This window comes from Corynebacterium sp. UMB8791, from assembly GCF_054166365.1.
Genome location: NZ_JBSZCG010000109.1, coordinates 18,409 through 32,009, shown reverse-complemented (window position 1 = coordinate 32,009; position 13,601 = coordinate 18,409). Strand labels below are relative to the sequence as shown.

General features: G+C 58.6%; 11 protein-coding genes. 6 read left to right on the top strand and 5 right to left on the bottom strand.

The window, feature by feature from the left end:
- The first annotated feature begins 333 nt into the window (after nucleotides 1-333).
- The 5 genes from dxr (at nucleotide 334) to map (ending at nucleotide 6,739) form a co-directional block, all read left to right on the top strand.
- Complete coding sequence (gene dxr / locus ACXIUA_RS04930; RefSeq protein WP_457976279.1) at nucleotides 334-1,497, top strand: 1-deoxy-D-xylulose-5-phosphate reductoisomerase; 1,164 nt, start codon at nucleotides 334-336, stop codon at nucleotides 1,495-1,497.
- 27 nt (nucleotides 1,498-1,524) lie between these two features.
- Nucleotides 1,525-2,733, top strand: a complete 1,209-nt coding sequence (locus ACXIUA_RS04925) for a M50 family metallopeptidase (RefSeq protein WP_457976278.1) — start codon at nucleotides 1,525-1,527, stop codon at nucleotides 2,731-2,733.
- Between the two features lie 20 nt (nucleotides 2,734-2,753).
- Nucleotides 2,754-3,917, top strand: a complete 1,164-nt coding sequence (gene ispG, locus ACXIUA_RS04920) for a flavodoxin-dependent (E)-4-hydroxy-3-methylbut-2-enyl-diphosphate synthase (protein WP_070362289.1) — start codon at nucleotides 2,754-2,756, stop codon at nucleotides 3,915-3,917.
- A gap of 63 nt (nucleotides 3,918-3,980) precedes the next feature.
- Nucleotides 3,981-5,804, top strand: coding sequence for a penicillin-binding transpeptidase domain-containing protein (locus tag ACXIUA_RS04915; RefSeq protein WP_256059545.1), 1,824 nt, complete (start codon nucleotides 3,981-3,983; stop codon nucleotides 5,802-5,804).
- 35 nt (nucleotides 5,805-5,839) lie between these two features.
- Nucleotides 5,840-6,739, top strand: coding sequence for a type I methionyl aminopeptidase (gene map / locus ACXIUA_RS04910; protein WP_457976277.1), 900 nt, complete (start codon nucleotides 5,840-5,842; stop codon nucleotides 6,737-6,739).
- A 131-nt stretch (nucleotides 6,740-6,870) separates the two neighbouring features.
- Here the strand turns inward: map and ACXIUA_RS04905 are convergent, their stop codons facing one another.
- From ACXIUA_RS04905 to ACXIUA_RS04890, 4 genes are all read right to left on the bottom strand, one after another.
- Complete coding sequence (locus ACXIUA_RS04905; RefSeq protein ID WP_457976276.1) at nucleotides 6,871-7,338, bottom strand: hypothetical protein; 468 nt, start codon at nucleotides 7,336-7,338, stop codon at nucleotides 6,871-6,873.
- A 53-nt stretch (nucleotides 7,339-7,391) separates the two neighbouring features.
- A complete protein-coding gene (locus ACXIUA_RS04900; RefSeq protein WP_457976275.1) occupies nucleotides 7,392-7,796 on the bottom strand; it encodes a hypothetical protein in 405 nt (134 codons plus the stop codon).
- A 343-nt stretch (nucleotides 7,797-8,139) separates the two neighbouring features.
- Nucleotides 8,140-9,552 (bottom strand): mycothione reductase, encoded by a 1,413-nt coding sequence (gene mtr, locus ACXIUA_RS04895; protein ID WP_457976274.1) that lies wholly within the window; start codon nucleotides 9,550-9,552, stop codon nucleotides 8,140-8,142.
- Nucleotides 9,553-9,555: 3 nt separating this feature from the next.
- Nucleotides 9,556-10,560 (bottom strand): alpha/beta hydrolase, encoded by a 1,005-nt coding sequence (locus tag ACXIUA_RS04890; protein ID WP_457976273.1) that lies wholly within the window; start codon nucleotides 10,558-10,560, stop codon nucleotides 9,556-9,558.
- Between the two features lie 258 nt (nucleotides 10,561-10,818).
- On the opposite strand from ACXIUA_RS04890, the gene mqo reads away from it, so the two are divergent.
- The gene (gene mqo, locus ACXIUA_RS04885) at nucleotides 10,819-12,315 is read left to right on the top strand and encodes a malate dehydrogenase (quinone) (protein ID WP_284804546.1); all 1,497 of its coding nucleotides are present in this window, start codon (nucleotides 10,819-10,821) and stop codon (nucleotides 12,313-12,315) included.
- Between the two features lie 57 nt (nucleotides 12,316-12,372).
- On the opposite strand, the gene ACXIUA_RS04880 is transcribed toward mqo, so the two are convergent.
- Nucleotides 12,373-13,581 (bottom strand): protein adenylyltransferase SelO family protein, encoded by a 1,209-nt coding sequence (locus ACXIUA_RS04880; protein WP_457976272.1) that lies wholly within the window; start codon nucleotides 13,579-13,581, stop codon nucleotides 12,373-12,375.
- Nucleotides 13,582-13,601: the final 20 nt, after the last annotated feature.

Here is a 13,601-nt window from a genome sequence, read left to right as displayed (position 1 = left end):
TGCCATTCTCCTTGAGCTGTAGTCGTCCGCATCGGTTCGCATTATTGTGTATGCGCCCGACGGCAGACATGCTAAATCTGTGTGTACTGTGCATTATCTTTTCATATTGCAGGGCGCGATGGCACTGTGTAGCCCCCAATGAGTTCAAACTTTCGCATCATGTACGTGAGGGCCAGCGGGGGAGGTGCGCTCGTGGGTGCGATGTGTGGTGGCGGGAATGACAGAGTATCCCCACGGTCGTATGTGCACATCTTGTGTATGCACCACGACGAGCGGTGGTCAAAAATACTTTAAGGAGAAACTAAGTATCTATTTTTGCCGTGACGTGCCACAATGGAGGTTGTGAAAAAGGTTCTGATTCTTGGATCGACAGGCTCTATCGGCACACAGGCTCTCGATATCATTCGGAAGCACCCTGAAGACTTTGAGGTTGTCGGCATCGCGGCAGCAGGGCACAACCCTGAGCTTGTTATCCAGCAGGCACAGGAGTTCAATCTGCGCCCAGAACAAATTGCAGTGCAGCAGCTCGACCCTGCGAAAGACGTTTCTCACGCTGTGGGTGATGTCATTATCACAGGTGAGGACGCCGCTGCGGTTCTTGTTGAAATGCAAGATGCAGACATCGTGTTAAATGCACTTGTCGGTTCCGCCGGTCTTGAGTCGACGCTTGCGACGCTTCGCAAGGATGGCGTGCTAGCTCTGGCGAACAAGGAATCGCTGGTCGCTGGCGGTCAATTCGTCATGGAGAAGGTGAAGCCTGGACAGCTCGTGCCGGTCGATTCTGAGCACTCTGCGATGGCCCAATGCCTGCGCGCAGGGAGCCGTGCTGACGTTTCACGGTTCGTCCTTACTGCTTCGGGAGGCCCGTTCCGGGGGTGGACCCGCGAGCAGATGATGGAGGCAACTCCGCAGCAGGCCGGGCAGCACCCGACGTGGTCGATGGGCACTATGAACACCTTGAACTCCGCCACGATGGTGAACAAGGGACTGGAGCTGATCGAGGCGACGCTGCTGTTTGGTATTGCGCCCGACATTATTGATGTCGTGGTGCACCCGCAGTCGATTGTGCACTCGGCTATCACGTTTGCCGATGGTGCGACGATTGCGCAAGCTTCGCCGCCGTCGATGATGTTGCCGATCTCCCACGCCCTTGCTTGGCCGGAGCGTATCCCGGGTGCACAGCCAGCGCTGGACTTTTCGCAGGCGAGTGAGTGGACGTTTGAGCCGCTCGACGACGAAGCTTTCCCCGCCGTTCGTCTCGCGCGGGAAGCCTCCGCGATGGGGGACCCGTACCCGGCGGTGTACAACGCTGCGAATGAGGTGGCGGTGGAAGCATTTCTTGCAGGCAAGATTCGGTTCCCGCACATCGTTGACGTGATTGACTATGTCCTTGACGCGGCAGGGGCGTTTGCTTTTGCGCCGACATCTATCGAAGATATTCTTCACGTGGATGCTGGTGCACGCCGGGCGGCAAAGGAAGTAATCGCCCAGCTGTAAACCAGCCTGAAAGGCAAGGAGCAGCGAGTGGGCGTTGTAGGAATCATACTTTTTGCCCTGGGTATTACAGTCTCTATCGCGCTCCACGAGGCAGGCCACATGTTTACCGCACGCGCGTTTGGGATGCGCGTGCGGAGGTATTTTGTGGGCTTTGGGCCGAAAGTGTGGTCCGTCAAGAAGGGGGAGACGGAGTACGGCATTGCGGCTCTCCCTCTGGGCGGATTTTGCGATATCGCAGGGATGACCGCGCAGGATCCTGTCACCGCTGACGAAGCGCCTGTTGCGATGTACCGCAAGCCGTGGTGGCAGCGAATTGCGGTGCTCAGCGGTGGCATCGCGATGAACCTGCTGATCGGGGTTGTGGTGCTGTACTTCGTGGCGATCTTCGCGGCGATTCCGAACCCGTACGCCGACCGGACACCAACTGTGGGTGAGCTGCAGTGCGCTCCCGACCAGATTGATGAGACTCATCTGGGAGAATGCACCGGTAATGGGCCTGGCTATGATGCAGGTTTGCGTGAAGGGGATAAGCTACTCGCCGTTGATGGGGAGGAGCTCGCTACGTTCCCCGCGTTGAGGGATTATGTGATGCAGCGTCCGGGGGAAACAGTCACGCTTACTGTGATGCGTAACGAGCAAGAGCTTGATATTGCAGTTCCACTCGCGACCGTGTCCAGGATCGATCCAGCGACCGGTGCGTCCTTTGAAGCGGGGGCGATAGGTGTCACTAGTGCGCCAGTGGAAGACGCGATGCGCCAGTTCGGTCCGCTCGAGGCTGTGCCAGCTACGGCTGCGTTTACGGGCCAGATGCTGAATGCGACTGTCCAGGGGCTTATCGCGTTCCCGTCGAAGATTCCTGGTGTTGTGGCTTCAGTTTTTGGTGCTGAGCGAGAGCTTGACGGTCCAGTTAGTGTCATCGGCGCTTCTCGCGCAGGCGGGGAGTTAGCGCAACAAAGCTTGTGGTCGATGTTCTGGATGATGTTGGCGAGTCTCAACTTCTTCCTCGCGCTGTTCAACTTGATTCCTTTGCCGCCCCTGGATGGTGGGCATATAGCAGTAGTCCTGTATGAGAAGATTAGGGATGCGCATCGCAGGTTGCGGGGGCTCGAGCCTGGTGGCCCTGCGGACTACCGCAAGCTGATGCCGGTGACATACGCGATGGCCGCTGCACTGCTGACGATTGGTGTATTTGTGATGCTTGCGGATGTGGTGAACCCAATCAAGCTGTTTGGGTAGCAGTGCTAGAGTAAGCAACTATGAATCTTCCCATCGGTTTAGGTATTCCTGAAGGCCCAGCGCCAACGCTCGCACCTCGTCGAAAGACTCGTCAGCTGATGGTTGGCGGTGTGGGAGTTGGGTCGGATCACCCGATCACGGTCCAGTCCATGACCACGACGAAGACGCACGACATTAACGCTACGCTGCAGCAGATCGCGCAGCTGGCTACCGCGGGCTGTGACATTGTGCGCATTGCCTGCCCGAAGACCGTTGACGCAGATGCTCTTCCAGCGATTGCGGCGAAGTCACCTATCCCGGTGATTGCGGACATCCATTTCCAGCCGAAGTACATCTTCGCAGCGATCGATGCCGGGTGTGCTGCCGTGCGAGTGAACCCGGGCAACATTAAAGAGTTTGATGGTCGTGTGAAGGAAGTCGCTAAGGCTGCAGGGGACGCTGGTATCCCGATTCGCATTGGTGTCAATGGTGGCTCGCTCGATAAGCGCCTGCTGGAGAAGTATGGCCGGGCCACCCCTGAGGCGTTGGTTGAATCCGCGATCTATGAGGCTGGCCTGTTCGAGGAGTACGGCTACGGCGATATCGCCATCTCCGTGAAGCACTCTGACCCAGTGCTCATGGTGGAGGCGTACCGCCAGCTCGCTGAGAAGACCGACTACCCGTTGCACCTCGGCGTGACTGAGGCCGGCCCGAAGTTCATGGGCACTATTAAGTCCTCCGTCGCATTTGGCGCGCTGCTTTCACAGGGCATCGGCGATACAATTCGCGTTTCGCTCTCTGCGGACCCGGTGGAGGAGATCAAGGTCGGTGACCAGATTTTGCAGTCGCTGAACCTGCGCCCGCGAAAGCTTGAGATTGTCTCCTGCCCGTCCTGTGGCCGCGCACAGGTGGATGTGTACAAGCTCGCTGAGGAAGTGACTGCAGGCCTCGAGGGCATGGAGTACCCGCTGCGCGTAGCTGTCATGGGTTGCGTCGTCAATGGTCCTGGCGAGGCCCGCGACGCCGATCTGGGCGTGGCTTCCGGCAATGGCAAGGGGCAGATCTTCGTGAAGGGCGAGGTTGTTGAGACCGTTCCTGAGTCGAAGATCGTCGAGACGCTCATTGCCCATGCGCAGCGAATTGCTGAGGAAGAGGGGCTCGAAGAGGTCGAGGGCGCACGCGCAGAAGTCAAGGTTACGCGCTAGATAGTCTGCTCGCGGGGAGTGGCGCAGGCGACGTTTGCTCAGTGACCTTGGTATTTTAGGTCCATGCAACGTCTCCTCGCTTTGCTCCTGAGCGTAGTTTTCACGGGCGCGCTGGCCACCGCCTGCACACCGCGCCCGAATGATGTTGAGCCCGTCGCTCGTGAGTTTCTTGACGCCCTCGTGAGTCTTGACGGGTCTAATTTTCAAGATCTTGTCGACGTCCCCTCCGACGCCAACGCATCATTCCTAGAAACGGTCGAAGGGCTCCAAGCTGAGGCGCTGGAGGCGACGATCAACGACGTCAATCAAAGTGACAACCTAGCTACCGTCTCGTACCACTTGAGGTGGGGCCTGCCGAAAGAACGTACGGTCGAGTATGACTCGCACATGACGCTGACCCAGATCGGCGAGAAGTGGACCGTTCGTTGGCAGCCCAGCATTTTGCACCCACGTCTTGGTGCGCAGCAACATCTGGAACTGCGCCCTGTGGCCGCATCCAAGGCGAGCGTTGTCTCCTCCGATGGGGTAGAGCTGCTGCGGCCTGGTACTGCGTTCCGCATTCTGGTTGAGAAGCATGCCGTGCGTGACATTCCGGACACCGCACGCCGTATTTCGTCCTTCCTCCAAGATGCCCGTGGCAAATCTTCTGCCGTGGCAGACATTCCGGCCGACGAGCTCGAACAGAACCTCGCCCAGGCTCAGGGAACGTATTCGGTTGCGATGGTGCCTGCGGAGTTCGGTGACGCCGCTAAGGCGGCGTTTAGCTCCGTGCCTGGAGTGCGCATCAACGAAGAAGCGGCCATGGTCAACATCGAACCTGATTTTGCGCCGGATATGCTTGCCCGCGTTGGTGAGTTGGTTCGCGAGGACCTTATCGGTGACGACGGCTGGAGCGTGAGCGTGGTCAACGAGCACGGCGCCGTGTTGGAAGACGTTGAGCGACACGCACCTGCACCCGCTCCAGCTATTGAGGTAAGCCTTGACCACAGCGTGCAATTGGCAGCTGAACGAGCGTTGGAGCCCTACGCGGGGCGGCAGGCAATGATTGTTGCTATCCGCCCGTCGGATGGTGCGGTGCTTGCCGTTGCACAGACTCGTGACGCTGACCGTGAAGGCAATCTTGCCACGATGGGCCAGTACCCACCGGGATCGACGTTTAAGATCATTACCGCCGCGGCAGGCCTCGAGCGCCAGGCCCTTACTCCGGGTAGTACCGTGCCCTGCCCGGGTACCATGAACCTCTATGGCAGGACCGTGACGAACTACGCCGGATTCTCTCTCGGCAACGTCTCACTACAGTCGGCATTTGCGCACTCGTGCAACACGACATTCGCCGACATTTCGACGAAGCTCGCCCCGGGTGAGCTTCGAGATATCGGCAAGCAGTTCGGGCTTGGACTCGATATGAAGATCCCTGGCCTGGAGACGATCACCGGCTCCATCCCGGTAGGCGAGGAGCCACTCGACCGAACAGAGGCTGGATACGGACAGGGCCATGACCTTGCGAGCCCGTTCGGGATGGCGCTCGTGGCTGCGTCTGCCGCGAATGGCTCAATGCCGACTCCATACCTGATTAAGGGAGCAGAAACTGAGCTGAGCGAGTCGGCGCCTCGTATGCCGGATGAGGCATGGCACCAGCTGCAGGAAATGATGGCGGCGGTGACCGCTCCGGGGGGTACCGCGGCGGGGATGACCGCCGGTGGTGATATTCGCGGCAAGACCGGTGAAGCCGAAATCAACCAGGGCTCACATTCTTGGTTCACCGGCTACCGTGTCGACGATGACATAGCATTCGCTGCCTTGGTCGTGCTTGGCGGCGGCTCGGAGGCTGCAGTCGCGTTGACGAATTCGATGCTGGTGAATCTCGACCAGTCGCGCGGGGGTTAGTTCGACCTCAGTAGGCAGGTACTACTATGGGGCGCATGAGCAAACGAGGAAAACTAAAGCAAGAAGCGTCCACCCCAATCCGGAAGGTTCCGAAGGACATTGAGCGTCCCGAGTACGCCTGGAAGGGCGACGTACAGGAAAACATCGGCGAGCCGTACGTGCAGGACGCCGAGACAATCGAGAAGATGCGCGAGAGCTCCAAGATCGCCGCGAATGCTTTGGCGGTTGCGGGTGCTGCAGTGAAGCCTGGTGTGACAACCGACGAGATCGACCGCGTCGCCCACGAGTACATGCTTGACCACGGTGCATACCCGTCCACGCTTGGCTACCGCGGCTTCCCGAAGTCCTGCTGCGTGTCTTTGAACGAGATCGTGTGCCATGGCATCCCGGATACCACCGTTATTGAGGACGGTGACATCGTCAACATTGACGTCACCGCGTATAAGAATGGTGTCCACGGTGATACGAATGCGACGTTCCTCGCTGGCGATGTCTCCCAGGAGCATAAGGATCTGGTCCAGCGCACGTACGAGGCGATGATGCGCGGTATCAAGGTGGCGAAGCCTGGCCGTGAGATCAACGTGATCGGCAGGGTTATCGAGTCCTATGCGAAGCGCTTCGGCTACAACGTGGTCACCGACTTTACCGGCCATGGGGTTGGCCCAACGTTCCATAACGGACTTGTAGTTCTTCACTACGACTCGGACGCATACCGGGACATCCTGGAGCCGGGGATGACGCTGACTATCGAGCCGATGATCAACCTCGGCGCGCTGCCGTATGACATTTGGGATAATGGCTGGACTGTGCAGAACCGCGACGGGAAATTCTCCGCTCAGTTCGAGCACACCTTGGTCATTACTGAGAGTGGCAACGAGATCCTCACCATTCCGGATAAGGACGTTGCTGAGGGCCAGCTGATGTTGGGAGCATAAACAGTTCCTGAACGTGCTGAACCGCGGCTGGTGCTTGTCGTAAGGCACCAGCCGCGGTTTTATTTTGCCGAAACGAAAACTGCCCTGTCGCGTGTAGCGACAGGGCAGTGGTGTTTCCTAAGAGGCTGATCTTAGAGCTTGATCAGGCCGTTGTAGGAAGCGAAGTTGAAGCCAGCGATGATCAGGCCAACCAGTGCGCCGATACCAGCGATGACGGTGCCGTCGATCCAGTATCGTGCCCACTGCGGAACAGCTGCAGCGTCGGTCTTCTTACCGAAAGCATCGGTGATGTAGAATGGTCGATCCATGTCCTTCTCGCCGTTCACCTTCTGGTCGAAGTAGTGAGACGAGCCACCATTGTTGAACAGGCCCTTGGTGCCGTCGGAGACAACCTTGGAGAAGTCCTTGTCGCCGTCCTGCTTACCGGTGAAGATAACCTGGCGGTCAGCCTTAGGCTTAGGAGTGTTGGTGGTGGTGGTCGTTACCTTGGTTTCCTTTACGGGAGCTTTGCCGTCTGCTGCAGAAGCGGTAGCAATGCCACCGAGAGCAACGGTCAGTGCGGTTGCGGAAGCAACAGCTGCGGTGCGGAAGTTACGCATTGAGTTTCCTTCTTTCGAAATTTATTGATTCAGTTGCGGAAATCCGCGATTACTTACTTGGCTGCTGGCAGACCGTGAACAAGGAAGTTGTACGCAGGTCCAATGATCAGGCCGACTGCTGCAGCGACGGAGGTGAACACGGTGATGAAGTAGCCTGCCTTTGCCCAATCCGGCTGTCCGTCCCAGCCCTGCTCCTTCTTCTTGATTCCGAAGATTGCACGGCCGTCAGCACCGTTCTTCTGGACCTTGCCGTCCTTAGTCGGTTCCCAAGCGCCGAGGCCCTTGCCGATCTTGGAGGACAGGCTGCCCTCAGCATCCTTGACCTCGACGACCTCGGTTGGGTGCGACACGGTGGTCTCAGTGGTCTTTGCCTCATCAGCAATAGCGACGGTTGCGGAGCCGAATGCTACAGCGACAGCGGTAGCGCCTGCGAGGGCTGCCTTACGGAAATTACGCATGAAACGAAATCCTTCTCTGATAGTTACTTACAAGACGTCCGGGTGGAAGTTCGGAGAAATCCAGAACCGTGAAGGTTCTAGGACCGATAGCAAGCCCCATGTGGACTCTGCCCGGTGTCGGTGACCTACTTTAGACCAACGCGGGCAAGATTGCACAAGTTATCCCAAAAAATCCGTGAGAGAACTTTCAGTAAGCCCGCGTATGGCCTGCTGCACCAACAGGGGAATCGTCGCGCGTGTCACATGCGTTACATGTGGTTAGGTCACCTGGGAAAATGCGTGCAGCTATTAGGGGTGCCTTGCCTAAGTCTAGTGTCACCCCGTTTTGGGGTGGCGGCAAGTTTTACTCGCCGATAAATGCAAGGTCAAGACCAAGAATTGCGTTCTCGATGACCTCCGGCAAGGCGGGGTGGATCCAGTATTGCTTGCGCACAACCTCCCGAAGGTCCATGTCGAACGCCATGATCGTGATCAGTTGTTGGATGAGCGTGGAGGCCTGTGGACCAATAAGGTGGGCTCCCAGGAGTCTCCCAGTTTTCCTGTCGGCGACAAGCTTGACGATGCCTGAAGTGTCCTCGAGCGCCCAGCCGTAGGCAACGTCACCGTAGTTCTGTTGCTTCACGGTCACGTCGTAGCCTTCGTCTCGTGCCTCCTTCTCCGTGAGGCCAACGGTGGCGATCTGTGGCTCCGTGAAGACGGCGAAGGGGACGTGCTCGTGAGGCATGACGCGGTACTCGGACTCGGGGGTGTCATTCATTGCCGCGAGGAGGTTGTGTCGCACGGCACGCATCTCCGCGTTGGCTACATGCTTGAGTTGGTACGGCGAGGACACGTCGCCGAGGGCCCACACGCCAGGGCAGGAGGTGCGCCCGTAACTATCGACGGCCACGCGACCATCATCTTCCATATCGATGCCGGATGCCTCAAGCGACATCAGGTCGCCGTTCGGGATGCGTCCCATGCCGATCAGGAGGTGCTCGCTGGTGATGGTGGCGCCGTCGTCGAGCGTGAGGGTTACGCCGTCTTCGTTGTGCTGGGCGTCGCGGACGGTGCCGAAGTGGACGTCGAAACGCTTTTGGGCGAGTTTATTGAAGCGCTGCGTGATGTCCTTATCTAAGGCGCGGAGGAATGGTGAGCGGTTCACCACAGTGACTTTGGTACCTAGGGCATCGAAGACGTGGGCGAACTCCATGGCGATGAAACCGCCGCCAACGATGGTCAGGGACTTGGGAAGCTCCGGAAGGCGCATGATGTCCTCGTTTGTGTGGAAGGGCACGTTCCTTGCCCACTCGGGGATGAATGGGCGGGAGCCCGCCGCGATCACGATCTCGTCTGCGGAAATGGTGCGAGCTTCGTCGCCGATGCCTGTTGAGAGTGTTTTGGGGCCGACGAAGGTGGCGTGCTTGTCGAAGACGGTGACGTTGGGGCACTCGTCGCCGCGGCGGTAGGCTTCGCCGCCCTCAGCGATCTTGTCGATGCGCTCGGTGAAGACACGGTCGATGATGGATGGCCAATCGACGCCTCGATATTCGAGGTCAACACCGAGCTTCTTGGAAGTGCGGGCCTGGTAGGCGGCGTCGGCGGCGAGGACGTACATCTTTGTAGGAATACAGCCGACGTTCAGACACGTGCCGCCGAAAGTACCTTCCTCGACGATGGCTACCTTCTTATCGTCGAACTCTGGCGTAAGGATCGAGTTACCGGAACCGGTGCCAATAATAATGAGGTCAAAGTGTTCGTCTACGTGAATGCTCATTGGTTACTCCTTAGGTGTTGTGAGGGTCTGCAGCCACTGGATGGAGGCGCGATAGGCGGCTGTGCGTGAGTACGGCTCAGAGAGGAACACGTCGTGGCGGGCACCATCGATGGCGATGGTGGTGGTGTCGTCCGCAACGTGGGGTGCCCAGTAGCTGATCTGGTCGACGTCCAAGATGGTATCCGCGGTATCAGCAGCTGGGGTGTACTCGTCTTTCAAAAAAGAATGCGAGGAATGCAGGACCAGGGTTGGGACGCCCGCGTTGATCGTCCCCGAGTGAATCTTTGCCTGCGCCTGGATTACAGCGCGCATCCAGCCGAAATATTTCCGATGCCCAGAGATCGGCTTCCACTGCTTGTTGAAGGACCATGAACCATGATCCTCGTAGTGGAGAGATTTACCGTAGGCCGTAAGACTTCCGCCGGGGAGCGGGAGCAGTGGGACCACTCGCCCCAAAACATTAATGACTGGTTTGAATGCCGTCGTCAGCGCTTTCGGAAACTGCAAGTCTAGCCAGGGGCTGTTCAGAATGATGCCCGCTATTAGATCGTGGACTTCGGGGTTGTTACGGCGCATCTCATCGGCCCATAGAGGCGCGATAAGACCACCCGTAGAGTGTGCGAGGAGTACCACCTGGCCGTGTTCCTGGGCTACGTACTGCACCGCCTTCGTGATTTCCGGGAAATAGTGGGACATGTCCCGGGTGTAGTGCCAGCGCTCGCCGCGCTGGCGCGAGCGCCCGCAGCGACGAAGGTCGAGTGCATAAAATGGATAACCCTGTTCGTGGAAGTGTTCGGCCACATGATCCTGGAAAAAGTAATCGGACATGCCATGAATCCAGAGCAGGGCTGGTTGTCCCGGTTTGGGCGGCGGTGGCGAGGTCATTCGTACGAGTGTCGCTACGACCGGCTGGTGGGTATCAGGGTCTTCCCCGAGGGGGAGCGTAAGTTGTTCGAATCCGTCCCCCAATATGTCTGGTTGCCAGTGGTTGCTCCTAATTTTGGCCATGTAGGAATGGTAACGGACTGGCTAGGAACTTGCTTGGGCTGCGCAAGTAGCCATGTTTGCCATTTGGTCTAGGGGGTGGGGGCGGGTGTAGGGGGTGGGGTGGCTGCAAGTGTGAAGCAAACACAAAATGTGGGCATAAGGGGTAACGTAAGGTGGAAACTGTTCAGCCAACAAGCGTATGGTTAGAGAGGTTACGCACCTGCCTGAAATGTGCGTTGCACTCGTACAACGATATGGATCGAAGAGGGAATATTACTAATGTCTGAGACGGGCAACATCCAGTACGTTGATGAGGTTGACGTACTGCATATCGGCGCCGGAATTATGAGTGCCACGCTGGGAGCAATGATCCGGGAGCTTGAGCCGGAGTGGACTCAAGCAGTGTATGAGCGACTTGAGGGGCCAGCGCAAGAGTCCTCGTACCCGCTCAACAACGCGGGTACCGGGCACTCTGCGCTGTGTGAGTTGAACTACACGCCTGAAAAGAATGGGCAGATTCAGATTACAAAGGCGCTCGCGATTAATGAGAAGTTCCAGATCGCGCGCCAGTTCTGGTCCCATCAGATCGACAATGGCAAGTTGGGGGACCCAAGCGAGTTCATTCACCCAGTCCCACACGTTTCGTTCGCGCAGGGGCAGGACCAGATAGACTACCTGCGTCGCCGTTACGAGGCCTTGTCTGCGAACCACATGTTCCCGGGGATGCAGTTCTCGGCGGATGAAGATAAGTTTGCTGAGAAGCTTCCTCTGATGGCGAAGGGCCGCGACTTTGGTGCTGAGCCTGTTGCAATTTCCTGGATGGACGCGGGTACTGACATTAACTACGGTGCGCTGACTCGCCAGTTTTTCGACGCCTCCGAGAAGGCTGGTACCCAGATCCACTATGGGCACGAAGTAGTGAATCTTAAGCGCGAGGGCAAGCTGTGGAATGTCACCGTCCGCAATGTCCACACAGGCGACAAGCATGTCGCGCGTGCGCGTTTCGTGTTCGTGGGTGCGGGTGGTTACGCGCTCGACTTGTTGCGTAAGGCAGGCGTGCCGGAGGTGCATGGTTACGCCGGGTTCCCGATTTCCGGCATGTGGCTGCGTACCAACAACCAGGAGCTGGTCGCGCAGCACCAGGCGAAGGTGTACGGCAAGGCAAAGGTGGGCGCGCCCCCAATGTCTGTTCCTCACCTTGACCTCCGTGTTGTTGACGGTGAGCAGTCACTACTGTTTGGCCCGTACGGTGGTTGGAGCCCGAAGTTCTTGAAGAAGGGCTCGTACTTGGACCTGTTTAAGTCGATTCGTCCGGATAACATTCCGTCCTACCTTGGTGTCGCTGCGTCAAACATCGGCTTGGTGAAGTACCTGGTGGAGGAAGTCTTCCGCGATTTTGACGGCAAGATCGACGTGCTGCGTCAGTACTACCCGGAGGTAAACCCTGCCGACTGGGATGTGGCTGTCGCAGGCCAGCGTGTCCAGGTGATTAAGCCTGCACGTGCACCGAAGTTTGGTTCGCTCGAGTTCGGTACCGCGCTGGTCAACGACCAGGACGGCACGATCGCGGGCATCCTGGGTGCGTCGCCGGGTGCGTCGATTACCCCGGCTGCGATGATTGAGCTGCTGGAGCGCTGCTTCGGCGAGCGCATGGTCTCCTGGGGCGACAAGTTGCGCGAGATGTTCCCGACCTACGGCGTATCGCTGCGCGATGACAAGGCGGCGTATGAGAAGCAGTGGGAGTGGACGCAAAAGACGCTTGGTCTGCAGGCGTAGTAGCCGCTTGAAAGTATCGGCCACACGGCTTCCGGTTGTACCGGCGCCGTGTGGCTTTTACGTTCCGCAGAACGTCGTGAATGCGCCGTCAGGTTCCTTCTCGAGCATCCACGGCTCCCCGGCATCCTGGTCGTATGGGTGGGTGACTGCCTGGAGCAAAGCGGTGAACGGACTGTAGTCGCCAACGTGCTCGACCGCGTCGAGTGCGTCTTGTAGCGCGAAGTTTTTCGGCACATACAACGGACCTGGGCGTCCGTTCACACCGTGTTTACGGTTGTAGGCGGCGAGGTCGTCGACACCTACTACCGCATCGAGGCCTTCCGGTCCGAACCAGCGCTTGGTGGCGCCCTCCCAGCGCTCAGGGATAGTGGTAAGGATCTCGTTGGCCCGCGATTCCGGCATCAGTGGCAAGAGCCCTTCCGCGAGTCGCACTAGATTCCATGCGATCACGTTTGGCTGGGCTCCGAAGCAGTAGCGCCCATGCCGATCGATGGATGAGAAGCATGAGTGCGGGTCAAACCCTTGGGTGAAAGCGCAGGGGCCGTAGTCGATGGTTTCGCCGCTGAGCGCGGTGTTGTCCGTGTTCATGACGCCGTGCACGAACCCGTAGCGCATCCACTGCGCTACCAGTTCAAGTTGCTTGTCGACGACCCCTTCCAGCAGCCTTTCCGCAGCATCGAAACCCGCGGCGTGCACGACGGCTTCCAAGAGTTCATGGGACTGAGTTGCTGCGTACTGCACCGAGCCAACGCGTAGGTGGGAGCGCGCGACGCGGACCACGATGCCTGCTGGAACGGGGCCACTGTTGCGCATGATCGTCTCCCCGGTACTGATAACGGCCAGTGCGCGTGTGGTTGGAACACCGATCGCGTGCATATGCTCCGAGACCAGGTACTCGCGCAGCATTGCGGTCAGTGGGCCCTTCCCGTCGGAGCCCGGGCGGGAGAAAGGGGTGCGCCCGCTTCCCTTGAGCTGGATCTCGTACCGGTTGCGGTCGCCGAGGAGGGTTGCGCGGCCGTCGCCAAGCAGGGGCACGAACGCGCCGAATTGATGGCCGGCGTAGGCAGTTGCCACCCCGCCTGTGGCACCGCACATCCAGGCGACGCCCTCATCGCTTCGGAGCCACTCCGTGTCGAGGTCGAGCTCGGACGCGACTGACTCGTTGAGGTAGCTCACCTGGGCGTTGGGGAAGTGCGTGGGCGCCACCGTGCCGACCATGCCTGGGAGTGTTTCCGCAAAGTGTTGGTGGAGCTCGGGGTAATGCATGCCAACAGCCTAAACTGTCT